At 71.4% G+C, this 23,661-nt stretch carries 24 protein-coding genes; 10 read left to right on the top strand and 14 right to left on the bottom strand.

All coding sequences use genetic code 11. The features are described from left to right. The first annotated feature begins 82 nt into the window (after nt 1-82). From YIM_RS42490 to YIM_RS42480, 3 genes are read left to right on the top strand one after another with little or no spacing between them, the layout of a single operon-like run. Nucleotides 83-901: a DUF1206 domain-containing protein gene (locus tag YIM_RS42490; protein WP_153035737.1), complete on the top strand. Its 819-nt coding sequence runs from the start codon at nt 83-85 to the stop codon at nt 899-901. Nucleotides 902-944: 43 nt separating this feature from the next. Next, nucleotides 945-1,322 (top strand): hypothetical protein, encoded by a 378-nt coding sequence (locus YIM_RS48800; RefSeq protein ID WP_194239930.1) that lies wholly within the window; start codon nt 945-947, stop codon nt 1,320-1,322. Between the two features lie 44 nt (nt 1,323-1,366). Continuing rightward, the gene (locus YIM_RS42480; RefSeq protein WP_153035736.1) at nt 1,367-1,807 is read left to right on the top strand and encodes a DoxX family protein; all 441 of its coding nucleotides are present in this window, start codon (nt 1,367-1,369) and stop codon (nt 1,805-1,807) included. A gap of 1 nt (nt 1,808) precedes the next feature. Here the strand turns inward: YIM_RS42480 and YIM_RS42475 are convergent, their stop codons facing one another. The 3 genes from YIM_RS42475 to YIM_RS42465 all read right to left on the bottom strand — a co-directional run bounded on the left by YIM_RS42475 (nt 1,809) and on the right by YIM_RS42465 (nt 5,736). Then, entirely contained in the window at nt 1,809-2,513 is a 705-nt protein-coding gene (locus tag YIM_RS42475; RefSeq protein WP_153035735.1) for a TIGR03089 family protein, read from the bottom strand. A gap of 10 nt (nt 2,514-2,523) precedes the next feature. Next, entirely contained in the window at nt 2,524-3,645 is a 1,122-nt protein-coding gene (locus YIM_RS42470) for an LCP family protein (RefSeq protein WP_228005081.1), read from the bottom strand. A gap of 519 nt (nt 3,646-4,164) precedes the next feature. After that, nucleotides 4,165-5,736: an LCP family protein gene (locus tag YIM_RS42465; protein ID WP_228004361.1), complete on the bottom strand. Its 1,572-nt coding sequence runs from the start codon at nt 5,734-5,736 to the stop codon at nt 4,165-4,167. A 231-nt stretch (nt 5,737-5,967) separates the two neighbouring features. Here YIM_RS42465 and rfbB point away from each other — a divergent pair, with 231 nt between their 5' ends. Then, on the top strand, nt 5,968-6,960 hold the full coding sequence (gene rfbB / locus YIM_RS42460; protein ID WP_153035734.1) for a dTDP-glucose 4,6-dehydratase: 993 nt from the start codon (nt 5,968-5,970) through the stop codon (nt 6,958-6,960). After that, nucleotides 6,957-7,844, top strand: coding sequence for a dTDP-4-dehydrorhamnose reductase (gene rfbD, locus YIM_RS42455; RefSeq protein WP_153035733.1), 888 nt, complete (start codon nt 6,957-6,959; stop codon nt 7,842-7,844). Before rfbB ends, rfbD begins: the two co-directional genes overlap by 4 nt. A 60-nt stretch (nt 7,845-7,904) precedes the next feature. Here the strand turns inward: rfbD and YIM_RS42450 are convergent, their stop codons facing one another. The 3 genes from YIM_RS42450 to YIM_RS42440 are packed head-to-tail and all read right to left on the bottom strand — an operon-like array spanning nt 7,905 to nt 12,439. Next, a complete protein-coding gene (locus YIM_RS42450; RefSeq protein ID WP_153035732.1) occupies nt 7,905-8,990 on the bottom strand; it encodes a glycosyltransferase family 1 protein in 1,086 nt (361 codons plus the stop codon). Continuing rightward, nucleotides 8,983-11,481: a glycosyltransferase gene (locus YIM_RS42445; RefSeq protein ID WP_153035731.1), complete on the bottom strand. Its 2,499-nt coding sequence runs from the start codon at nt 11,479-11,481 to the stop codon at nt 8,983-8,985. Before YIM_RS42445 ends, YIM_RS42450 begins: the two co-directional genes overlap by 8 nt. A 34-nt stretch (nt 11,482-11,515) precedes the next feature. Further along, complete coding sequence (locus tag YIM_RS42440) at nt 11,516-12,439, bottom strand: glycosyltransferase family 2 protein (protein ID WP_153035730.1); 924 nt, start codon at nt 12,437-12,439, stop codon at nt 11,516-11,518. Between the two features lie 18 nt (nt 12,440-12,457). Between YIM_RS42440 and YIM_RS42435 the strand changes: the two genes are divergently transcribed. From YIM_RS42435 to YIM_RS42425, 3 genes are read left to right on the top strand one after another with little or no spacing between them, the layout of a single operon-like run. Further along, nucleotides 12,458-13,579, top strand: a complete 1,122-nt coding sequence (locus tag YIM_RS42435) for a glycosyltransferase family 1 protein (RefSeq protein WP_153035729.1) — start codon at nt 12,458-12,460, stop codon at nt 13,577-13,579. Nucleotides 13,580-13,619: 40 nt separating this feature from the next. Then, entirely contained in the window at nt 13,620-14,759 is a 1,140-nt protein-coding gene (locus YIM_RS42430) for a glycosyltransferase family 1 protein (protein WP_153037602.1), read from the top strand. Nucleotides 14,760-14,789: 30 nt separating this feature from the next. Further along, nucleotides 14,790-15,656, top strand: coding sequence for a glycosyltransferase family 2 protein (locus YIM_RS42425; RefSeq protein WP_153035728.1), 867 nt, complete (start codon nt 14,790-14,792; stop codon nt 15,654-15,656). 60 nt (nt 15,657-15,716) lie between these two features. Here the strand turns inward: YIM_RS42425 and YIM_RS42420 are convergent, their stop codons facing one another. Further along, entirely contained in the window at nt 15,717-16,118 is a 402-nt protein-coding gene (locus YIM_RS42420; protein ID WP_153035727.1) for a hypothetical protein, read from the bottom strand. Nucleotides 16,119-16,265: 147 nt separating this feature from the next. On the opposite strand from YIM_RS42420, the gene YIM_RS42415 reads away from it, so the two are divergent. Both YIM_RS42415 and YIM_RS42410 read left to right on the top strand, forming a co-directional pair. Further along, the gene (locus YIM_RS42415) at nt 16,266-17,345 is read left to right on the top strand and encodes a sugar phosphate nucleotidyltransferase (RefSeq protein ID WP_153035726.1); all 1,080 of its coding nucleotides are present in this window, start codon (nt 16,266-16,268) and stop codon (nt 17,343-17,345) included. Continuing rightward, nucleotides 17,338-18,246, top strand: coding sequence for a DNA-3-methyladenine glycosylase (locus YIM_RS42410; protein WP_153035725.1), 909 nt, complete (start codon nt 17,338-17,340; stop codon nt 18,244-18,246). The genes YIM_RS42415 and YIM_RS42410 overlap by 8 nt, the downstream gene beginning before the upstream one ends. A 48-nt stretch (nt 18,247-18,294) precedes the next feature. On the opposite strand, the gene YIM_RS48795 is transcribed toward YIM_RS42410, so the two are convergent. Genes YIM_RS48795 through YIM_RS42375 form a run of 7 tightly spaced genes read right to left on the bottom strand, consistent with a single transcriptional unit; the run spans nt 18,295 to nt 23,652 of the window. Then, the gene (locus YIM_RS48795; protein ID WP_194239929.1) at nt 18,295-18,717 is read right to left on the bottom strand and encodes a hypothetical protein; all 423 of its coding nucleotides are present in this window, start codon (nt 18,715-18,717) and stop codon (nt 18,295-18,297) included. 59 nt (nt 18,718-18,776) lie between these two features. Continuing rightward, on the bottom strand, nt 18,777-19,178 hold the full coding sequence (locus tag YIM_RS42400; protein WP_370469049.1) for a GntR family transcriptional regulator: 402 nt from the start codon (nt 19,176-19,178) through the stop codon (nt 18,777-18,779). Then, on the bottom strand, nt 19,178-19,984 hold the full coding sequence (locus tag YIM_RS42395) for a hypothetical protein (RefSeq protein WP_153035722.1): 807 nt from the start codon (nt 19,982-19,984) through the stop codon (nt 19,178-19,180). The genes YIM_RS42400 and YIM_RS42395 overlap by 1 nt, the downstream gene beginning before the upstream one ends. 57 nt (nt 19,985-20,041) lie before the next feature. Further along, entirely contained in the window at nt 20,042-20,578 is a 537-nt protein-coding gene (locus YIM_RS42390; protein WP_153035721.1) for an NUDIX hydrolase, read from the bottom strand. Then, nucleotides 20,575-21,915 carry a coenzyme F420-0:L-glutamate ligase gene (locus YIM_RS42385; protein WP_153035720.1) on the bottom strand — a complete coding sequence of 447 codons (1,341 nt, stop codon included), beginning with the start codon at nt 21,913-21,915 and terminating at the stop codon, nt 20,575-20,577. The genes YIM_RS42390 and YIM_RS42385 overlap by 4 nt, the downstream gene beginning before the upstream one ends. Further along, complete coding sequence (gene cofD, locus YIM_RS42380) at nt 21,908-22,906, bottom strand: 2-phospho-L-lactate transferase (RefSeq protein ID WP_153035719.1); 999 nt, start codon at nt 22,904-22,906, stop codon at nt 21,908-21,910. The genes YIM_RS42385 and cofD overlap by 8 nt, the downstream gene beginning before the upstream one ends. Further along, entirely contained in the window at nt 22,903-23,652 is a 750-nt protein-coding gene (locus tag YIM_RS42375) for an N-acetyltransferase (protein ID WP_153035718.1), read from the bottom strand. Before YIM_RS42375 ends, cofD begins: the two co-directional genes overlap by 4 nt. Nucleotides 23,653-23,661 lie beyond the last annotated feature (9 nt).

The following is a 23,661-nucleotide window of genomic DNA, read 5'->3' as shown; positions in this document are numbered from 1 at the left end:
GCTGGGCCGGATGGAGCAATCGCACTGCGTGCGCGTTTTCGGACTCACCGCTCGGGGAACAGAATCCCGAGGAGGCGAGCCGATGACCAGCAGCACGAAAGCGAATGAGGCGAGACGCAGCAAGCCCGTCCAGATCCTCGGGCGGGTGGGGATGGTGTGCTACGGCGTCGTCCACTTGATCATCGCGTACCTGGCGGTCCGCATCGTGGCTTCCGGCGGCGGGCAGGAGGCCGACGGGCGCGGGGCGATCAGTGAGATCGGTGCCACCGGGGTCGGCGGGTTCCTGCTCTGGGTGGTCGCGGTCGGGCTGATCGCCTACGGGCTGTGGCAGGCGCTCATGGCGGCCACCGGGTACTCGTGGGTGAGCAAGCAGCGCCGTCGCGTGATGAAGCGGGTGGCTTCGGTGGCGCGCTGCGTGGTGGGGATTTCCCTGGGTGTGTACGCGATCCAGATCGTCGTCGGCTCGGGCAGCCAGGGCTCCGGTGACCAGCGGCAACAGGAGTTCACCGGCAAGCTGCTCGCGTTGCCCGCCGGTCCGTTCCTGGTCGGCGCGCTGGCCGCGGTGGTGCTCGGCGTCGCCGTCGCCGCGGCGGTCAAGGGCATCCGCAAGACCTTTCTCGACGACCTCGACTTCACTTCGCTGCCGAGTGGCACGCGCACCTGGGTCGAGCGCCTCGGCCGGATCGGCTACCTCGCCAAGGCCGTGGTGGTCGGCGTGGTCGGCGTGCTGATCGGCTTCGCCGCGTTCAGCCACGACCCTGGCCAGGCAGGCGGCCTCGACGCGGCCCTGCGCACGCTGGCCGTCCAGCCGTTCGGCTCCGCCCTGCTCATCGCCGTGGCAGCCGGGCTCGCGGCGTTCGGCGCCTACTGTTTCGGCGCGGCCTGGGCCCACCGGAACTGAGTCTTTCGGGTCAGCGCTACATGAAGATCTTCACCAGCTGGTCTTGCCCTTCGCTGTCGCGGACCGCTTCGGCGATCAGCGCCACGTTGACCCGGGGGAAAGCCGCTCGTGCGCCGGCGACGGTGTCCCCACCTGGGGTTCGCTGATCCGGATCGAGACGTCGGAGCTGAAGGGCGAAGTGGTGGTTCCGCCCAGCCAGACGCGTCGGCTGCTCGACACGGCAGTGACCGCGTTGGTCGCGTTCGGGGCGCCGGCGGGTCCAGCGCTCACGTTCAAGGTGGTTCCCGACACGTGGGCAACGGCGGGTACGGCCATCGGGCAACTCGTGGTGTTGGCCCCTCTGGCGCACTACCTGTCGACAACCTGTCGACTCGCTGTCCGGTCTCTGTGGTGGGGCGACTACCGGTGGTTCGCTCACTAGGGTCCCGGTTGGTTGAAACTTCACACACCGGGAGTTGGTAGCGAATGTTCGCTCGAGTCAAGGATGTCGCCGCGCTGGTCGGCCGGATCGGGATCGCCGTGGTGTTCTTCGCGCACGGGCTGCAGAAGTGGAACAACGGGGTGGACGCCACGGCGAACATGTTCGAGGGCATGGGCCTGCCGCTGCCGACCGTGGCCGCGTTGTTCACCATCGCGGTGGAGGTACTCGGTTCGATCGCCTTCCTGCTCGGCCTCGCGCTGCCGCTGGTCGGCGTCGGTTACGCGATCGTCGGCGTCGGCGCGATCTTCGCCGTGCACATCGACAACGGCCTGACCGGCCAGGGCGGCTACGAACTGGTGCTGGTGCTCGCGCTGGCCGGGCTGGCGATCGGCTTCAACGGCGGCAGGCTCTCCCTGGACCACCTGCTGTTCACCCGCAAGCGCGAGAACGCGGGCGCCGAGCGGCTGTCCGCGCAGACCGCCTGAGTCAGCGCAGTTCTCGGGTGGTGCGCTCGGTGCCGCCGCGGTCGGCGAGCTTCGCCGGGTCCGGGTTGCTGACCTGGACCAGCGAAGCCCCGGCCGCGAGCGGCGCCAGCAGTCCGCGCAGCACCCCGTCCGGCAAGCTCCACTCCACAGTGGACAGCACGCGATCGCCCGCCTCGATCCCGTCTTTCTCGGCGTACGAACGGGCCTGTGTGAGTACCTCCTCCACAGTGGACGAAAGAAGCGCCGGGGTTCCCGGCTCGATCGGGAACAGCGGCGCATAAGTGTCACCCGCGGTGCGGGCGTCGGAGAGGAAGTCCACGGCGTCCCCACCCGGTGCGCTCGACAGCCCACGGCCCATCGGGTCCAGCGAGACCACCGCGGTCAGTTCGGCTTCACTGCCGGTGGTCTCGGGCCCGGTGAACGCCACCTTCGCCCCGGTCGCCTCGGCCACCACGTGCGCCCCGCACCACCAGGCGCCGAGCAGCACCCCGGCGGTCTGCCAGTGCGCGGGCAGCGACACCGCCACCGGGTCACCCGGCTCCACCTCCGGCTCCTCGACCAGCCAGTTCGCCGTTTTCGATGCCCAGTTCACCAGCGTGGTCACCGACAGTTCGACCCGCGCTCCTGTCGCGTCGTCGTAGTGCGTGATCAGCGGTTTCGCCGGGGTGGACAGGTGCGGGCGCAGCAGTGCGTCGGTAAGGCTCACCCCACCGACCCTAATCCACGCAGGTGACCCCGTCGGCGGTGTTCTGCCGTGGCGCCGTGCCCGGGGCGGAACCGCCGCCCGTGGCGGGCTGGGCACCGCGGCCGACCAACTCCGCGACGAACTGGCGGACGGCGGTCAGATCCACCTCGATGATGCTCTGGCCGTCCTCGCTGCGGGCGCCGACGGCGACCACCGGAATGGTCTGGAAGTTGATCTCCCCGGAGGCGATGTCCCTGGCCTGACCGGCGAACTCCAGCAGGTCGAGGCCGGGGTCCACGACGACGGACTTCTTCACCGCCTCCATCAGCTGGTTCAGCTTGTCCGGGCTGGTCAGCGTGCCGGCGGAGAGCACCTGGTGCAGTGCGGAGGACAGGAAGGCCTGCTGCCGCTGGATGCGCCCAAGGTCGCCGCCGGGCAGGTTCTTGCGCTGGCGGACGAACGACAGCGCCTCCCCGCCGGAGACGGTCTGCACGCCCTTGCGGAAGTTCGCGCCGGAGTCCTTGTCCTCGGTGGCGTGGTTCAGGCACACCTTGATGCCGCCGAGCGCCTCGGTGAGCAGGTAGAAGCCGAGCAGGCCGACCTCGGCGTAGTGGTCGACGCGGATCTGGGTGAAGTCCTGCACGGTCTTCACCAGCGCGGTGCGGCCCGCCTGGTCGGATTCGCGCTCGACCTCGGCGTCGTCGCGCTTGCCCTGGCGACGCAGGTCGGCGGCGGTGTTCGCCTTGGTCACCCCGTACACCGAGTTGATCTTGGCTTGGCCGCCCTGCGGCACGTCGATCCAGGTGTCGCGCGGGATCGAGACGGCGGCGGGCTTGCCGCCGTTCTTCGGGATGCGCAGGATGATCAGGGTGTCGGTGTTGACCCCGGCCTTCTCTTCGGTGCGCAGTTCCTTGAGGACCCGCAGCGGCAGCGGGTTGCCCTGCATGTCGGTGCGCGAGTCGGCGCCGACGAGCAGGATGTCGGTGGCGCCGTCGTCGGCGGGCGGGGCGGCCGGGTCGTCGGGATCGACGATCAGCGCGTCGGCGGTGCCGACGTTGTCCTGGAAGTCGTCCAGCGTGGTGTAGGCGTACCCGGTCGTCGCCAGCGCGACGATGGACAGCAGCGCGAGGAACACCTTCCCGGTGGTCCTGATCGGACGGCGGCGGCCGGTGCCCGGCGCGGCCTCGGCCCCAGCTCCGGCTTCCGCTCCAGCCTCAGCTGCGACTTCCGGCCCGCCTTCCGCATCGGAGTCCGGCGCAGCCGCGGGCTCTGCTGCGGCTCCGGACCCTGGCGCGGCTTCGGGCCCGGATGCGGCATCGGGCCCGGCTGCGGCTTCGGAGCCTGGCGCGGCTGCGGGCTCTGGCTCCGCCGCGGCCTCGGGTTTGGCATCGGCCTTTGCTGCGGCCGCGGACCCAGGCGCGGATTCCGGGGCGACTGGCTTCGTGCGCGGCACCGGCGACGGCACGAACTTCCGCTTGCCGGAAGTACCGTCCGGTTTGGACGAATCGGCCGCGTTCCCGGTGCCTTCGGCGACCGGTGTCCCGCTGTCCTGCTCGTTGTGCTTGTCCTGGTCGCCCACGCCGGTCACCTCCCCGTTTCTCCCGCGTTCGCGCCCCTCGTCAAGGCTAAAGCACTAACCCGTTGGTGTAAGCCAGTGCCCGCGACGGACGGCCTAGTTCACACAGGGGACGCCACCGGCGGTGATCGGCGGCGGGCCGGCGGGCGGCGTCTCGGCGGGCGGGGCGGCCGGTTCCTCGGGCTGCGACGGCGGCGGCGCCGACGACTGACCGGCCCCGGCGGCACCGTTGGCGTCCACCTTGTAGTCCCGGCCCAGCAGCACGCGGACGTGCCCGGCGGGCACATCGGCGTCCGGCTCGGTCTGGACCTTGTCGCCCATCGCCTGCTTGATCGCGTCTGCGGCCGCCTGCTCGCCGGGCGCGAACCGCACCACGGTGGTCGAGCGGCCATCCAGCTGCGTGCTCGCCCCATCCCGGAAACCCTTGGTGCGCAACAGTTCCTTCAGCTGGGTGGCGGTGTTCGCATTGCCGCTGGCGTTGAACACGTCGACGGTGACCTTCTCCGCGCCGGGGATCTTGCCGTCGGGCGTGCCGGTGGCCGGCGGGGCCGCCGCCGGGCCGTCGTCGGTCAGTCCGTCGACGAACGCCTTCACCTTGTCGTTGTCGATCTTGACGATGTCCGCCCCGCCGTACTTGCCGTTGCCCTCGGTGGGAATGGTGTGGAACTCGACCCGGCCGCCGGTCATGCCGCGCATCTGCTCGGCGAACTCCAGCAGGTCCCAGTCCTTGGAGAGGATGACCGACTTCTTCACCGCGTTGATCACGTCGGTGATCCGCGCCGGGCTCATCAGCACGTCCGGCGAGAGCACCTTGCGCGCCAGGCCGGACAGGAACGCCTGCTGACGCGCGATCCGGTCCAGGTCGCCGTTGGGCAGCTCGTAGCGCTGGCGGACGAACGACAGCGCCTGCTTGCCCTGGACCGTCTGCAGCCCGGCGGGCAGGTCGATCCCGGAGCGCCACTCCTTGACCGGCTGGTTCAGGCAGACCTCGACGCCGCCGATGGCCTGGGTGACCTCGTAGAAGCTGAGCAGGTTGACCTCGGCGTAGCGGTCGATCATGCCTGGCTTGCCGATCAGCGTTTCGATGGTGCTGATCAGGTTCTTGCGGCCGGCCACCTTGGCCTGCTCGTCGACCTTCTTCAGATCGGCCTCGCCCTGCTGCTGCAGGGTGCTGGCGGTGTCGTTGTAGGCGTAGACGAAGGCGCTGTTCAGCTTGTGCTTGCCGTAGCCACCGGACAGCTCGACCAGCGAGTCGCGCGGGAAGGAGATGGCCACCGCCTGCTCGCCGTTCTGCGGGATGTGCACCAGGATCATCGTGTCGGTCTGGCGCTCGCCGTCGGCCTTGCCGCCGTTGATCATGTCGAGCACCTCGCGGGGCAGCGGATTGCCCTCGTTGTCGGTGCGGCTGTCCTGGCCGACCAGCAGGATGTCCACCGCGCCGTCGAGCGGCTTCTTCTGGAAGCCGCCGCCGATCACGTCGGTGGTGGTCAGCCCCTCGTTCAGCTCGCCGAGCACCTGCGAGCCGTACCAGGTCATCGTCAGCACCACCGCGGAAACCAGCGCGACCAGCGTTCTTCCGCTCCAGAGCGCGAACGCGGCGGGCGCGCTGCGCCGTCGCGGCGCCGCTCCCGCGGATTCGATGTATGGCCGCGGCGGCCCCTCGGTCACCACGCGCGCTCCTCCCAGCCGGTCAGCAATCCCGGTTTTTGCCCTCGATCATCGCCGAAGTCTCGGGCGAATTCGCGCGTTGACCCCCGGTGCCCGACCAGCCTGCGACACCCGCGCTACCCGCTCACCCTACTGTGTCTGTTGTGTGACGTCCGTGGGGTCACGAAAGGTTGCCCCGTGGCGATGAGACCGACCGTACGGACGGCGGAAGGACACGAGAAGGTGGACTCTATGCGGGTTCTGGTCACCGGTGGCGCAGGATTCATCGGTTCGCACTATGTGAGACAGGCCCTGACCGGCGCTTATCCGGCACTGGCCGACGCCGAGATCGTGGTGCTGGACAAGCTGACCTACGCCGGGACGGAGGCGAACCTGGCCCCGGTGGCGGCCGAGGAGCGCCTGCGGTTCGTGCGCGGCGACATCTGCGACGCCGAACTGGTCGCCGGGCTGATGAAGGGCGTCGACCTGGTCGTGCACTTCGCCGCGGAATCGCATGTGGACCGGTCGATCGACGGTTCGGCCGACTTCGTCTTGACCAATGTTCTCGGCACGCAGACCCTGCTCCAGGCGGCGCTGAACGCCCAGGTCGGCAAGTTCGTGCACGTCTCGACCGACGAGGTCTACGGCACGATCGAAGAAGGCTCGTGGTCCGAAGATCACATCTTGGAACCGAATTCCCCGTATTCGGCTTCGAAGGCCTCCTCGGATCTGCTGGCCAGGTCCTTCCACCGCACGCACGGAATGCCGGTGTGCATTACCCGGTGTTCGAACAACTACGGTCCGTACCAGTTTCCGGAGAAGGTCATCCCGCTTTTTGTCACCAATCTGCTCGACGGGCGGAACGTGCCGCTCTACGGCGACGGGCTGAACGTGCGTGACTGGCTGCACGTGGACGATCACTGCCGCGGCATCCAGCTGGTCGCCGACGGCGGCAGGCCCGGCGAGATCTACAACATCGGCGGCGGCACCGAGCTGACCAACCGAGAGCTGACCCAGCGGCTGCTGGACGCGCTCGGCGCGGGCTGGGACCGGGTGGAGAAGGTGACCGACCGCAAGGGCCACGACCGGCGGTACTCGGTGGACATCACCAAGATCTCCGACGAGCTGGGCTACCGTCCGCAGGTGTCGTTCGACGAGGGGCTGGCCGCCACGGTTCGCTGGTACCAGGAGAACCGCGCCTGGTGGGAGCAGCTCAAGGAGCGGGCCGCACTGGGGAGCCGATGAGCGCGCTGGAACTGCTGGTCCCCGGTGGAACGGGGCAACTGGGACACGATCTGATGGCGCTGGCCGGGCCGGGGCTGGGGGTGACCGCGCCCGGATCGGCTGACCTGGATGTGACCAGGCCGGGTGCGGTGATCGAGGCGGTGACCGCGCTGGCCGAGCGCGCGGCGGCGGCCGGTGCGCGGCCGGTGGTGGTCAACGCGGCCGCCTACACCGCGGTCGACCAGGCCGAAACCGACGAGGAGCGCGCCTTCGCGATCAACGCGGACGGCCCGCGGGTGCTCGCCGCGGCCTGCTCGTCGCGGCGGGTGCCGCTGGTGCACGTGTCCACCGACTACGTCTTCGACGGCGACGCCACCGTGCCGTACGAGCCGGACGCCCCGCTGGGCCCGCGCACCGCGTACGGCCGGACGAAGGCGGCCGGTGAGGACGCGGTGCTCGGCTCCGGCGCGTCGGCGTGGGTGGTCCGTACCGCCTGGGTGTACGGCAAGCACGGCGGCAACTTCGTGAAAACCATGGTGTCGCTGGAATCTTCGCGGGAAACACTGTCCGTTGTGGACGATCAGCGGGGCTCGCCGACGTGGTCGGCCGATCTCGCGGCCGGTCTGGTCGAGCTGGCTCGCCGGATCGCCGACGGTGAGGGCCCGGCCGCGCGCGTGCTGCACTGCACGGGTGGCGGGGAGACCACCTGGTTCGGTTTCGCGCAGGCGATCTTCCGGCACCTCGGCGCGGACCCGGCGCGGATTTCCCCGTGCACCACCGAGGACTTCCCGCGCCCGGCGCCGCGCCCCGCCTACTCGGTGCTCTCGGGCAAGGCCTGGCAGGACGCGGGCCTGACCCCGCTGCGCCCCTGGGACGAGGCACTGGCCGCCTACTTCGAGGCCTAGCCGTGAAGGTGGCTTTCACGGCGCTGGAAAAGCTGCCGTGAAAGCCACCTTCACAGCGCGTCAGCGGCCCGCGGCTTGACGGTAGGCGTCCACGGTCTTCTCGGCGCACAGCCGCCACGTGTAGCTCGCGGCGTGCGCGCGGCGCGACACCGAGGTCGAAGCCGCGTGCGGGTCGGAGACGGCGGAGCGCAGTGCCTCGACCAAAGCGTCCACCTCGCGGTAGGGCACCAGGTGCGAGTACCCCCCGGAAACCTCCGCCAGCGCCGGGATGTCGGTGCAGACCACCGGCACGTCGCAGGCCATCGCCTCCAGCACCGGCAGGCCGAAACCCTCGTCCCGCGAGGGCAGGACCAGTGCCGCCGCCCCGGCGACGACCGCCCGCAGGTCGACCGGCGGCAGGTAGCCCAGGTGCATCGACCGCTCCGACAGCTCGAACTTGCCCGGCCCGGTGAACACCAGCGGCGGCAGGTCGTCGGCCGCCGCGTGGGCCTCCATCAGCCACGGCAGGCCCTTGCGCGGCCCGGCCGCTCCCACGAAGAGCAGGTACTCCGAGGGCAATCCCAGGCGCTCGCGCTGCTCCTTCGACAACGGCCGCGCGGTGAACCACGCCGGGTCCACGCCCAGCGGTGTCACCACGATCTTCTCGCGCGGCACGTCGAGGCGCGAAGCCACCGTGTCGGCCACCGCGGCGGTCGGCGTGCAGATCACGTCGGCGCGCGCGGCACCACGGCGGACCAGGATCGGCAGATCGGCGTCACTCGGCGAAAGTTCCTGCGGTGCGTCGATGAACGCCAGGTCGTGAATGGTCAGCACCCCGGCCGCGCGCGCGATGCCCGGAAGCACGAAGTTGGTCCCGTGCACCACGTCCGTCGACCCGGCGAACAGCTCGACCGGCGGGAAGTTGCTGCGCACCCACGACCGCCGCAGCAGGCGCGCGGCCACCGGCATGCCCCGCGCGCGAACCCCGTGCGGCAGCACGTGCCGCAGCTTCCGCCAGCCGCGCAGGGTGAACGCCACCGCTCGGGTGTCCACAGAGGACAGCGAGGCGAGTTCCTCGGACAGCGAAGCGGTGTAGTGGCCGATTCCGGTGCGGACCCCGAGCAGCGGGGTGCCGTCGAGCAGGACGCGCAGCGGTCGGTCAGCCATTGCGGCGAGCCACTTTCAGCACCCGGCCGCCGACCCGCCTGGCCAGCTCGCGCACCCCGCCGTCGGCGAGGTACTCCTTCACCAGCGCCAGGTCTCTGCGGATGACTTCCGTGCCGCGCAAGGGATCCGACGGCGCCAGATCGCTCGCGCCGGGCAGCCGGTCGGCGGCGGGACGCGGGTCGCGGCAGAACTCCACCAGCGGCTCCAGCGCCCGCGGCCACGCGAACCGCTGCGCCACCTCGGCGATGCGCTCCTTGGCCGCGTTCGCGAACTCCGTGTCGTAGAGCGCCTTTTCCAGTGCGTCCGCGAGTGCCTCGGAGTCCTCCGCGGGCACCACGACACCGAGTTTCTCCGCGCGCACCAGATCGGCGAACGCGTCGCCGTCGGTGGTCACGATCGGCAGCCCGGACCACAGGTAGTCCAGCACCCGCGTGCGGAAGGCGAAGGTGGTCTCCACGTGCTCGTAGTGCGTGGTCACCCCGCAGTCGGCGTCGAGCAGCCAGTTCTGCCGCTCGCCGTAGGGCACCCACTGCTCGTTGAAGAACACGTGCTTGCCGGTCAGCCCGAGCGAGTCGGCCAGCCGGATGGTCCGCGAGCCGATGTCCATCTCGGCGACCTCGGGATTCGGGTGCTTCATGCCGAGGAACACCAGCCGCACGTCCCCGCGGCGCTCGCGCAGCCGGTCGATCGCGCGCACCAGGGTCAGCGGGTCGAACCAGCTGTACACCCCGCCCGCCCACAGCACCACGTGATCGGTCTCGGCGATGCCGGGCACGTTCGCCCGCAGGCCGGGCCCGGTGCGGCGCGGGGCTTCCGGCGACAGTCCGAACGGGACCACCGACAGCAGCGAATGCGTGGTCGGGTCGGCGTCGTAGAGGCGCGGCGAGAGGCGGCCCATCGCGGCCAGGTGCCCCAGCCAGAACAACCGCTGCCGCTCGGACGCGCACAGGAAGAAGTCACCGCGTTCGAGCTGGGCCTCGAGCACCTTGGTCACGCCGACCAGATCCGCGGCCCGCTTGTCGTCGGGCACCCCGCGGCCCTGCTCCAGCAACTCCAGGTGCATCGGGTCGTACAGGTCGCAGACCACGATCTTGGCCGAGTCCGCCTTCTTCAGCTGGGGCGCCATCTCCAGCACGTGCCCCTGCAGGATGACGATGTCCGCCCACTCGACCGGTTCGGTCAGGTCGCGGCGCTTGGCCGCGCTCACCGCGAACGGCGCCGGCGGCGGATCGGCCAGCGGGTTCACCGTGACCAGCCGGACCTCGTGCTCGCCGGACAGCGAGGCGGCGATGTTCCAGGCGCGGATCGCCGGGCCTGCCATGCGCTCGGTGATCGCGTCGCCGGTGATCACCAGGATCCGGCGCCGCTGCCCGAACACGCTCTCGATGCCGAACGCCTTGACCAGGATCTCGTGCGCGTCGAGATAACGCGGCAGCGGGTACGCGGGCTCTAAAGCCTTGCGCAGCAAGGGAATCAGGTCCGCGTCGGTGCGCACGCGCGCGGCCTGCTCCACCGCGCGCGACTCGGCCAGCGACGGCATCAGCTCGACGAACTGGTCGATCGCGAGCACCCCGGCCAGCGAGGTGCGGGGGACGGCCACCGGCTCGGTCTCCACCGGGCCGACACCGCGCTGGAGATCCAGCTGCGTCGCGTCGATCTCACCGCGGGCGGTGGCGCGGCGGACGGTCAGCGCCAGCGCCGCGGGCAGCACCCGCGCCAGCGTCTCGTCGGAGAGGTTCTTGTACAGCGCGGCGAGCGCGTTGCGCTCCAGCAGGAAGGTCTCGCGGCCGGTGTCCGGCGCGTCGACCGCGGCCATGGTGCCGTGGTGGCGGTGGTAGGCGATCGACTCCGGCACGTACCGCACCCGCCAGCCGCGCAGGTTCATCCGCCAGCCGAGATCGACGTCCTCGTAGAACATGAAGAAGCGCTCGTCGAAGCCACCCAGCTCGGTGAACACCCCGGTGCGCACGAACATCGCCGAGCCGGTGCCGAACAGCACGTCCTTGGCGACCTCGTGCTCGGCGGCGGGCACGTCGGCCAGCGGCCCGCCCGCGTGGCGCTTGTAGCCCATGCCGAACCAGGTCAGCCCGCCGTCGACGAAGTCGGTGCCGGTGCCGTCCCAGTCGAGCACCTTGCTGGCCACCGCGCCCACACGCGGGTCGTCGGCCAGTTCGGCCACCGCCGCGCGCACCCAGTCGCGGTCGGGGCGGGCGTCGTTGTTGAGGAAGGCGAGCACGGTGCCGGTCGCGTGCTTCGCACCCAGGTTGCACCCACCGGCGAAGCCCAGGTTCTCCGCCGACTCGACCAGCTTCACCCCGGGCACCCCGGCGGCCCTGATCCGCTCGGCCTCACCGGAGGCGTTCTCGACGCAGATGATCTCCAGTCGCGGGTAGTCGACCTCGGCGAGGGACCGCAGGCAGGTGATGGTGTCGTCCGCGCCCCGGAAGTTGACCACGATCACCGAGACCACGGGCAGCGCGCCTTGGGTCAACACCGGACTCCTTCGGTTTGGGGTTTCACAGAGCCTAACTGCCCGCCCACCTGCGCCAGACCGCACCTCGGCCGATCGTGGCACGGGTGCCGATCCGCCGACGGGCCCCGATCGTGCCCGGCAACCGGCGCACGACCTCGCCGAGCACACGCAGCCGGAGCCCCGGCCGGAAGTTGGCCGCGTCCGGAACGTCCCGTTTGATCGGCAGCAGCGCGGTGATCGCGGCGAACCGCGCCAGCTCGCGCAGCGCCACCGCGGCCGGGGCGCAGCGGAGCAGGGTGAGCAGGCGGTTTCGCTCGTTCCAGTGGTGGAACCGGGGTGAACCGGGCCGGGTGCTGGCGCCGTGGAGGTGCCGGACCTCGGTGGACGAGCCGAGCACGCGCCAGCCGCCGAGTCGCAGCCGCCAGGCGGTGTCGGCGTCCTCGTAGTAGCAGAAGTAGCTCGCGGGCACGCCGCCCGAAGCACGCAGGACCGAGGTCCGCAGCAGCACCGCGCCACCGCAGAAGCCGAACACCTCGTCGGCCGGTTCGGTGTGGTCGGCACCGTGGCCGTCGGCGGTCAGGCGGACGCCGGTCGACTGCGTGGTGCCGTCGGGCAGCACCAGCGTCGAGGTCACCGCGGCCGCGTCCGGGGCCGCGTCGAGCGCGTCCTCCAGCGCGGACAGCCAGCCGGGACCGGGCGCGGCATCGTCGTTCAGCCAGGCCATGAAAGGCGTGCTGACCTGGGGCAACGCGGCGGCGATGCCGCCGGCGTACCCGGTGTTGCGCGGCAGGCGCAGGACTTCGGGCGCCAACGGGTGCGCGGCGAGCAGCGCGGCGGTCCCGTCGTCCGACGCGTTGTCCACCACCAGCGTCCGATGTGGACGGTCCTGGGCGGCGAGCGCGTCCAGGCACCCGGTCAGGTGCCCGGCACCACGCCAGGTGACGACCACGACCGTGCTGCGGGGCGGGGATGACACGCTGAGCACAATAGGCGGGTGCCCGAGCTGGTGGTCATCGCGGAGCAGTTGCTCGCGCCCGTTCCCGGGGGGACCGGGCGGTACACGGCTGAGCTGCTGCGCGCGCTGGCCGAGACCGTGCCCGATGGCTGGACCCTGGCGAGTGTCGTCGCGCGGCACGCCGACGTGGAGGCGGCCAGGGTGCCCGGTGTCGACGGCCCGCGGGTGCTCGCGCTGCCACCACGCGCGCTGGTCGCGGCCTGGCAGCTGGGCCTGCCGTGGTGGCCGGGCGGCGACGCGGTGCACGCGACCACCCCGCTCGCCCCACCGCGGGCGCCGCGTGGCCGTCGGCTGAGCGTGACCGTGCACGACACCGTGCCGTGGACGCATCCCGAGACCCTCACTCCGCGTGGCGTTTCCTGGCACCAGAAGGTGATCGCACGGGCCGCGCGCCGGGCGGACGCGCTGGTGGTGCCGACCCAGGCGGTGGCCGACGACCTTGGCGCGCGGGTGGCGGGCAAGGCGCCGGTGCACGTCATCGGGCACGGCGTGACCGACCTGCCCGGCGAACCGGTCGACCTGCTTCTGCCCGCGGAATACGTGCTGGCGATCGGCACGGTCGAGCCGCGCAAGGGCATCGGGCTGCTGATCGAGGCGATGGCCCGGTTCGACGGACCGCCGCTGCTCCTGGCCGGTCAGCCGGGCTGGGGCGAGCTGGACCCGGCCGAACTGGCCCGCGAGCACGGCCTGCCCGCCGATCGGCTGCGCGTGCTGGGCCGACTGACCGACGCCGAACTGGCGGCCGCGTTGCGCGGCGCCTCGGTGCTCGCCATGCCGAGCCTCGCCGAGGGGTTCGGGCTGCCCGTGCTGGAGGCGATGGCGGCCGGGGTCCCCGTGGTGCATTCGGACGTGCCCGCGCTGGTCGAGGTCTCCGGTGGCGCGGCCCGCGTGGTGCCGAGCGGAGACGTCGGCGCACTGGCGGCCGCGTTGCGGGAAGTGCTCGGGTCGCCGTCGCTCTCCGCGACCATGCGGACCAGCGGTTTGACCCGATCGGCTGAATTCAGCTGGCGGTCGGCCGGCCAGGCGCTCTGGTCGGTGCACACGGCGGCTTTGCCCGAGCCGGGCCCCGAGTTTGGTGGTTCCTCACCCCACCTCAGTTGAACGGCCGTACGCTGCATGCGTGGTACCTGGTGAACCCCGTGTGCTGATCGATGCCACCGCCGTGCCCGCGGACCGCGGGGGCGTTGGCCGCTACGTCGACTCGCTCGTCGCCGCGCTGGACGACGACGGCGCCCCGATCACCGTGGTCTGCCAGCCCCGCGACTTCCGGCTGTACTCCCAGCTCGCGCCGAACACCAGGGTGCTGCCTGCCACCGAATCCACCTCCACCCGCACCGCCCGGCTGACCTGGGAGCAGACCACGCTCCCGATGCTGGCGCGGCGGCTCGGCGTGGACGTGGTGCACTCACCGCACTACACGATGCCGCTGGCGCTGAACAAGGCGTCGGTGGTGACGTTGCACGACGCCACCTTCTTCACCGACGCGGTGCTTCACTCGTCCGTGAAGGCGCGCTTCTTCCGGGCGTGGACGGTGGCCGCGCTCCGGCGGGCGTCGCTGTGCGTGGTGCCGAGCGAGGCGACGGCCACCGAACTGGCGAAGGTGACCCGCGTGCGGGCCTCGGAGTTGGAGGTCATCCAGCACGGCGTCGACGTCGAGCGGTTCCACCCGCCGTCACCGGACGAGATGCGCGCGGCCCGCGAGGCGATCGGGCTGGGCAGCACCCCGTACATCGCCTTCCTCGGAGCGCTGGAACCGCGCAAGAACGTGCCCGCGCTGATCCGCGGGTACGCGAAGGCCATGACCGGGCGGGCGAACCCGCCCGCGCTGGTGCTCGCCGGTCAGCCGGGCTGGGACACCCAGGTGGAGAAGGCGCTCGAAGGCGTGCCGCACCGGCTGCGCGTGATCCGGGCGGGCTACCTGCCGTTCGGCACGCTCGCCGGGTTCCTCGGCGGTGCGGAGATGGTCGCCTACCCCAGCCTCGGCGAGGGGTTCGGCCTGCCGGTGCTGGAGGCGATGGCCTGCGGTGCCTGCGTGCTGACCACGCGGCGGCTGTCGCTGCCCGAGGTCGGCGGGGACGCGGTGGCCTACTGCGGGGTCGGCGCCGGCGACGTGGCGGCCGCGATCGGCGAGCTGCTCGACGACCCGGCCCGCCGGTCCACCCTGGCGGCCGCGGCGCAGCGCCGGGCGAAGGAGTTCTCGTGGGCGGTGACCGCCGAACGGCACCGCGAGGCGTACGGCCGGGCGTGGCTGGCGTGGCGCTCCGGTGGGGGGCGCCCGTAGCGGTGGGTGACCAGGGCACAATGTGCTGTCGTGCACCCCAAGTATGGCGATGAGCTCGCCGTCGTGGTCGTGACCTACTTCCCCGGCGAGACACTGGAACCGTTCCTCGACACGCTCGAAAAGGCCACCGCGCGCGACGTGCGGGTGGTGCTGGCCGACAACGACACGGACGCTTCGGACGAGTCGCTGGACAAGGCCGCCGAGCGCGAGAACGTGCACCTGCTGCGCATCGGGGAGAACCTCGGTTACGGCAGCGCGGCCAATCGCGGGGTCGCCGAACTGGACGAGCGGTACGGCTGGATCGTGATCGCCAATCCCGACCTCGAATGGCACCCCGGTTCGCTCGACGAACTGCTCTCGGTGGCCGGGCGCTGGCCGCGCGGCGGCGCGTTCGGGCCGATGATCCAGGAGCCGGACGGCACGGTCTACCCGTCGGCGCGCCTGCTGCCCTCGCTCGGGCGCGGCATCGGGCACGCGGCGCTTGGCAAGATCTGGCGCGGCAACCCGTGGACCAAGCAGTACCGGCAGGAGACCGCGACGCCGACCGAGCGCACGTCGGGCTGGCTTTCCGGTTCGTGCCAGCTGATCCGGCGTGAGGCGTGGGACTCGGTCGACGGCTTCGACTCGCGGTACTTCATGTACTTCGAGGACGTGGACCTCGGTGACCGGATCGGCCGCGCCGGCTGGCTGAACGTGTACGCGCCGTCGGCCTCGGTGATGCACATCGGTGGTCAGGCCACCAAGCGCGCTTCGGCGAAGATGCTCGCCGCGCACCACGAGAGCGCCTACCGCTACCTGGCCGACCGGCACCGCGGGCTGCTGTGGAAGCCGGTGCTGGCCGCGGTGAAGCTGGGCCTGGCCGCCCGCCTGAAGCTGGCCACCCTGCGCGACCGCTGAGCTTTCCCCGGCGGGGATTCAAGGGAAATCCCTGGAATCCCCGGCGGGGCTGTGGCCTGCTCAGATCCCGTCGAGGCGGCGGGAGAGGTTCGAGCGCTTTGTCTGGGTGGTGGTCGGGATCAGCCCGCCCACGTCCTTCTCCTCGATCACCGGGTCGGCGGGCTGCTCCTCGAACAACGAGGGCAGCGGCATCGGCCGGGTCGGGCGGTGCCCGCGCGGGGGCTCCAGCCGCGAGGTCGGCTCCGGGCTGGCCAGGTGGTAGTCGTTGGCCTCGATCGTCGCCGCGGAGACCTTGGTGGTGGAGTCCGGGTCCTGCGCGTCGATGTCGGCGACCACGGATCTCGGGATCTGCTGGGTGTTCGCCGCGTCCATCGGCGAAGTCGCGTCGTCCGGTGTGACCACAAAAGCTCCACGGGCGCGCGCCCGAGAAAGCAAGGCGTCCGCGCGATCGCGGGGGTCCATCCCCTCGGCCTCCCGACTAACCCGAGGCCCTCTCCAACCGGGGCCGCCTGTGTGCTGTCTAGGGTAGGCCCTCCGGACCGCTCGCGTCAGTGTTTCCGGCGGTTTGTCACCAGGTGTTCCGCGAATGTGGGAGGAAGGGATGCGCGCATGACTGCCGCACCGGGGGTCGATGCCGTCGTGCTCGTCGGCGGCAAGGGCACACGGCTGCGGCCGCTGACCCTGTCCGCACCGAAGCCGATGCTGCCCACCGCGGGGGTGCCCTACCTTTCCCACCTGTTCTCCCGTATCCGTGAAGCCGGGATAACGCACGTCGTGCTCGGTACCTCCTACCGGGCCGAAGTGTTCGAGGAGCACTTCGGCGACGGTTCCGGAGTGGGCCTGGAACTGGAGTACGTGGTGGAGGAAACGCCGCTGGACACCGGTGGCGCCATCCGCAACGTGTACGACCGGCTCCGCGCCGACAACGCGGTCATCTTCAACGGCGACATCCTTTCCGGCGCGGATCTCGGCGCGCTGGTGGAAACGCACCGGTCCACCGGGGCCGACGTCACCTTGCATTTGCAACGAGTTGACGACCCGAGCCGATTCGGTTCGGTTCCGACGGATTCCACCGGGCGGGTCACCGCTTTCCTGGAGAAAACGCCCAATCCGCCGACGGATCAGATCAATGCCGGTTGTTATGTGTTCAAGCGGTCGGCCATCGAGTCCATTCCGGCCGGTCGCCGGGTTTCGGTGGAGCGGGAGACGTTTCCCGGGCTGCTCGAAGCCGGTGCGCGCGTGCAGGGCTTCGTGGACGCGTCGTACTGGCTCGACGTGGGCACGCCCGAGGCGTTCGTGCGCGGCTCCGCCGACCTGGTGCGCGGGGTCGCGCCCACCTCGGCGCTGCCCGGCCCGACCGGTGAGGCGTTGCTGCTGGACGGCACGAAGGTCGCCGATGACGCTGTGTTGACCGACGGTTCCACGCTCGGTGCCGGTGCCGAAATCGGGGCGGGTGCCCGGATCGCCGGTTCGGTGCTGTTCGACGGCGCGGTGGTCGGCGCGGGCGCGGTGGTCGAGCGCTCGGTGCTCGGCAAGGGCGCGCGGGTCGGCGCGGGCACGGTGCTGCGCGGCGTGGTCCTCGGCGACGGCGCGGTGGTCGGCGCGGGATGCGAACTGGTCGACGGCGCGCGGGTGTGGCCCGGGATGACCATCGCGGACGGAGCCGTGCGATTCTCGAGCGATGCCTGAGTCTCGTCGCTGGCGGCCGTCGTACGCGCTGGATTTCCGGCGTGTGCTGTCGCCGTTGCGGCGTGGCCGTGGGGATCCGACTGTCCATTGGGACGCGCCGGGCCGGGTCTGGCTGACCGCGAACACGCCGGACGGGCCGGGCACGCTGGGCCTGCGCAGGTTGTCCGACGGTGAGTTCGAAGCGATGGCGTGGGGTGCCGGGGCCTCGGTGCTGCTCGACGGGGTGCCCGCTTTGCTGGGTGCGTCCGACGACGACTCGGGTTTCGTGGCGCACCACGACGTGATCGCGGATGCCCGGCACCGGCGGCCGGGGTTGCGGTTGCCATCGACCGGGCGGGTGTGGGACGCGCTGGTGCCCGCGGTGCTGGAGCAGAAGGTGACCGGGATCGAGGCGCACCGGTCGTGGCGGGAGCTGTGCCGGTGGTTCGGCGAACCGGCGCCGGGCCCGGGTCCGGCGGTGTTGCGCGTGCCGCCGACGCCTTCGGCGGTCAGGTCCATTCCGGACTGGAAGTGGCACCAGGCAGGCGTGGACCTCAAGCGCCGCACGGCTTTGGTCGCTGCGGCCGGGGTCGCCCACCAGTTGGAGCGGGCGGCTTCGCTGGGTGGGGCGGAAGGTCGCGCGTTGCTGCGGAAGGTCCACGGCATCGGCGTGTGGACCGCCGCGGAGATCGCCCAGCGTGCCTGGGGCGACCCGGACGCGGTCAGCTTCGGCGACTTCCACATCCCGTCGATCGTGGGTTACGCCCTGATCGGGCACGCCCTGGACGACCAGGGCATGGCGGAGGTGCTGGCGCCGTACGCGCCGCAACGCCAGCGGGCCGTGCGGTACCTGGAAGCCGCGGGCGTGACACGGCCGCGTTTCGGCCCGCGCATGCCGATCCGGGACTACCGCGCGCTGTAGCCACGTTCACGCGCTCGGGAGACGATGCTGCGGCCCCGGCTCCGGCGCCTACTGGTTCTGCGGCGGCTGCGGCCCCGATGGCGGCCCCGGCGGTTGCTCACCCGGCGGCTGCCCCGGCGCCTGCCCGGGGAACTGCTGCCCCGGCGGTTGCTGCCCGGGGAACTGCCCGGGCTGCTCGGGGAACTGGCCGGGCTGCTCGGGGAACTGGCCGGGCTGCTGACCGGGAATCTGGCCCGGCTGGCCAGGGAACTGGCCTGGCTGCCCGGGGAACTGGCCCTGCTGACCAGGAATCTGGCCTGGCTGACCAGGGAACTGGCCCGGTTGCCCGGGGAACTGGCCACCCGGGTACTGCGGCGGATACGGGTACTGCTGCGGCGGCAACTGCTTCTTCTTCCCGTTGAGCACCAGCACCACCGCCAGCACCACGCCGCCGATCACCACCAGCAGGCCCAGCACGACAACCAACAACATGGGCGAGATTCCAATCATGTCCGCCTCCAGGTCAGGCGCACCCGAGCGTAGTCAGCGCTTCATCGCGCCGGGCGCGGGGTGAGGCGCGGCACGCCCTGGGCCGCCTGGCCGCCGTCCAGTGCGGCCGACACGATCGCCAGTGCTTCCCCCTGGCTCAGGCCGAGCTTCCGCACCACGGCCGCGTACTCCGCCGCGGCTTCCTGGGCGCGTTGCCGGGACTGGTCCCCGGACGACCCGACGAAACTCCCCGCCCGGCCCCGGGTTTCGATCAGGCCCGCCTCCTCCAGCTCCCGGTACGCCCGAGCGATGGTGTTCGGCGCGATCCCGAGATCGGCGGCGAGCTTGCGCACGGTGGGCAGCTTCGTGCCGACCGGCAGCGTCCGGTCGTTGATCTGCCGGGCGAGCGAGGACCGAACCTGCTCGTACGGCGGCACGGGGGAGTGGGCGTCCACGCTGAGCATCATGGTGCGCCCACCCTACGCTTCCTGGTCGCCTTGGCCCGGCGGCCACCGACGCCCCAGCACACGAACGAAGCGACGCACAGCCCGAACAGGGTGAGTTGGACGGCGACCAGATCGGTGAGGCTAACCGGGACGAGGAAGAAGACGATCGCCGCCACCGGAAATACCGCGCCGCGCACGTCTTCCGCGCGCAGCCGGTCGTCGACGAGCAGGGTGAGTGCGTCCACGGCCAGTGCCGGTCGGTTGAGGACCCGTCTCGTCTGCCAGGTGGTCACGCCCACGCCGAGCAGCATCCCTCCGGCCAGCAGGCTGCCCGCCAGCACCTCACCGAGCACGATCAGGCCCGCGGCCATTCCGAACCCGCCGAAGTAGGTCAGCACCAGCGCGCAGGCGTGCCAGCCGGTGACGAAGTCGGTCCACTTCGGCGCGACCGGACGGGCGACGCGGCGGGGCAGGATCGTCGCGACGCGTCGCTCGCCGACCGCTTCCTCGTGGTTGAACCAGGCGCTGACGGCGAAGGGGACGAGACAGAAGGGGAGGAGCAACCAAGCGCCCGGTATGCGACCCCCGAATGTGGCCAGGAAGCCGGGCAGCATCGGCACAAAGGCGAGCAGCGTGGACGCGACCGGGTGCCGGGCGGTGAAAGCCTGGTACCGGGCATGTCCCCGCCCGGCCAGCCGCATCGCGATGAACCAGGTCGGCTCGGCGTGGATGCCCTGCTTGAACAGCCAGGTCCGGGCGAACGCGAACTGGAACTCGCCCACCACGGGCGCCGCCGTGGGTGGTGGCCCGAACACGCTGGTCATGACTCCCCCTTGTGTCACCCCTTGTAGCAAGAGAATGACACAGAGGGCAATACAAAATCAAGCGTGTTCGACGGCCGCCGCGATGAGTTCGGTCAGGTCCTCCGAGCCGGCGGGCAGTGCGGCGATCGGCCACCACCGCAGGTCGTCCGATTCGTCGCTGCGCACCGGTTCCGCGCCCTCGGGTGCCCGCACCACGAAACGCACGTCGAAGTGCCGCGTCGGCACGCCGAGCGAGCAGGTGATCGGGTGCACGTCCAGGTGGACCGGGTCGGTGTCGATGGTCAGCCCGGTGATGCCCGACTCCTCGGCCGCCTCGCGCAGCGCGGCGTCGGCCAGCGCGGTGTCGCCGGGTTCGCAGTGCCCGCCCAGTTGCAGCCACCGGCCGACGCGCGGGTGCAGGGTCAGCAGTACCCGCTCCCCGGCGTGGTCGAGCACCACCGCGGACGCGGTGATGTGCCCGGCCTCGCAGGACCGCGCGCAGGTGTCCTCCCTGGCCGCGACAAAACCGAGGAACGCCTGCCGCAACGACTCCTGGGTCGCGGTCGGCGCCTTCCAGTTGTCCAAAGTGGACAGCGTGTCGGCGTGCAGGCTCACAGTTCGACCAGCCCTTCGTCGAGGTCGCGGGGTGGGCGCGGACCGGACGGGCCGTCCAGGGGGTGCCCGATGGCGACCGCGCCGAGCGGCTGCCAATCCGCACCCAGCCCGAGCTGCGAGCGCACCACGTCGGCGGAGAAGATCGTCGAGCCGACCCACAGCGAGCCGAGCCCTTCGGCGGCCAGCGACACCAGCAGTCCCTGCACCGCGGCCCCGCCCGCGACCGTGAACATGGTGCGCTCACAGGCGTTGCGCCGGTCGTCGGGATAGGTGTGCGCGCCTTCCGGCACCAGGAACGGCAACACCAGCTCCGGCGCGGTGAACAGCAGATTTCCCCGCGCCAGGCGCTTTTCGACCTGCTCCGGGGTGAACCCGTCACCTTCCAGATCGGCGCGCCAGTACGCGCGCATGGCCTCCAGCAGCGCCTTCCGCTTGGCCTGGTCGCGCACCCAGATGAACCGCACCGGCCGCGTGTGGTGTGGCGCGGGCGCGGTCAGTGCGACGCCGACCGCGCGCCGGATCACCTCCGGTGCCACGGGATCCTCGGTGAACGCCCGCACGGAACGCCGCACCAGCACGGCTTCCTTGCGACCCTGTTCGACGGCTTCGCTGGTGCCCAGGCGGAACAGATCGTCTTCCCACGGGCGGACCAGGTCGTGCGCGGTGGACTCGTCGTCCTCGATGGCCAGCCCGCGGACCACCGCCACCGGCGTGCCGCCCAGCTTGCCCTTGACCAGGTCCGCCGCGGCGGCCAGTTCGTCGGCCACCGCGATTTCGGTGACGGCCAGCTCGTTGCCGTGCTCGTCCACCTCACCGGCGTAGGAGTGCAGCACGCGCAAACCCGACGAGCCGATCGCGGCGTCGGTCTGGCCGACCCGCCACGCCCGGCCCATGGTGTCGGTGATGATCACCGCGACCTCCACGCCGAGCCGCTCACGCAGGCCCGCGCGCAGCGCGAAGGCCGAAGCGTCCGGATCGGCGGGCAGCAGCGCCACCTCGCCGGAGTCCACATTGGACGCGTCGACCCCGGCGGCGGCCTGCACCAGCCCGTTGCGGTTCTCGGTGATCACCGTGCGGCCGATGCGGGCCACCACGCGCACCGACTCGTCCTCGATCAGCTTGCGCCGCGCGGCGTCCCGCGATTCGGGGTCGCGGGGGACCGAGACCAGCCGCCCCTCGATCTTGGAGACGATCTTGCTGGTCACCACCACCACGTCACCGGAGCGCAGCCAGCGCGCCGCGCCGGCGATCGCGCCGGTCAGGTCGTCGCCGGGGCGGAACTCGGGCAGTCCGGTGACCGGCAGGATCTCCAGCTTCGCCGAGGCGTGATCAGTCAACGTCCACTCCGGACAGATCGAGTGCGGCCAGCGCCATCTTCGCGGTTGCGTCCACATCGGACATCAGCAGCGGCACCGGGCGCACCGCCACGCCCGGCACGTCGGCGGTCTCGCCGCGCTGGATCAGCCAGCCGTCGAGCAGGCCCTCCGAGGTCTGGCGGGAGCCGTAGTGCCTGCCGACGGCCTGCGCGGAGGTCTCCACGCCGATCGCGGTCAGGCAGGCGTCGGCCATGCCGCGCAACGGTTTCCCGCCGATGATCGGCGAGATGCCGACCACGCCGGCGCTGGTCTTGCGCAGCGCGTCGCGGATCCCGGGCACGGACAGCACGGTGCCGACGGAGACCACCGGGTTCGACGGCGCCAGCAGCACCGCGTCCGCCTCGGCGATCGCGTCCAGCACACCGGGCGCGGGGGAGGACTCCTCGGCGCCGACCGCGACGATCGAATGCGCGGTCAACTCGGCGTGGTAGCGCACCCACCACTCCTGGAAGTGCAGTGCCTTGCGGCCGCCTTCCTCGTCCGGATCGTCGACCACCACGTGCGTTTCCACCCGGTCGTCGGTCATCGGCAGCAGCCGGACCCCCGGCTGCCAGCGGTCGCACAGCGCCTCGGTGACCGCCGAGAGCGGGTACCCGGCGCGCAGCATGCGCGAGCGGATGAGGTGGGTGGCGATGTCCTTGTCACCGAGGCCGAACCAGTCCGGCTCGGCGCCGTAGGCCGCCAGTTCCTCCTTGACCGTCCAGGTCTCACCGGCATGCCCCCAGCCGCGCGCGGTGTCGATCCCGCCGCCCAGGGTGTACATGCAGGTGTCCAGGTCCGGGCAGATGCGCAGGCCGTGCATCCACACGTCGTCCCCGGTGTTCACCAGCGCGGTGATCTCGTGCGGGGAGCCCTCCGGGGCCGGGCCGATCGGGGGCAGGCCGAGCGCGGCCTTCACGCCGAGCAGGAAACGGGCGCCGCCCACCCCGCCGGCTACAACGACAACCTTCACGAGGAACGATCCTCGCACGAGGGGGCACCGGGGACCCAGTAGCGGTACCGATGGTGCTCGGTGAACCCCAGCCGCTCGTACAGCGCGAGCGCGGGGGCGTTCGTCACCGCCACCTGAAGTGCGCACCGGGTCGCTCCGCGTGCCGCGCCCCAGGCGCCGACGGCGGCCATCAGGTCGGCCGCGAGGCCCTTGCGCCGGTACGCGGGGTGCACCGCCAGCCGTGACACGTGCAGCACGTCGTCGACGACGGCGCCCCGGACCGCGCCGGCGGTCTCGGTGCCGATTTCCGCGACGCCGTAACCGAGCACGGGCGCGGTGGTGAGCACGTGCCGTTGCGCTTCCGTCGGCTCACTGGTGCCCGCGCACAGTTCCCACCATCCGGGAGTCGGTACTTCGAGCATCCGCGAGGTTTCGGCCGGTCCGCCCGGCGGGCCGACCAGTACGGACACCTCGTGGCCGGCTTCGTGGGCCACGTTCGGCACCCAGCCGAGAGCGGTGAGCGCGTGCTCGACGGCGCTGTCCTTGATGGCGTGCACCACCGGGTCGAGACCGTGCGAGTGGGCGAAGTCACACGCGCGGCCCAGCGCGTCGGCGATGGGCAGGCCGGGGTCGCCGACGGCCAGTGCGCTGTTCGCGCGGCCGGTGAAGCCGCCCGCCGCCCGCAACCACCAGTTCCCGAGCCGCTCCCCGGTCATCGGCGGCCAAGCCAGTGCACACTGGAGTTCGAGTGTTTCCGCGGGTTCCACGGGCTAGAT

The sequence above is a fragment of the Amycolatopsis sp. YIM 10 genome, from assembly GCF_009429145.1.
Classification (GTDB): Bacteria; Actinomycetota; Actinomycetes; order Mycobacteriales; family Pseudonocardiaceae; genus Amycolatopsis.
The sequence above is the reverse complement of the archived record's forward strand: the minus strand, read 5'-3'. Positions and strand labels throughout refer to the sequence as shown.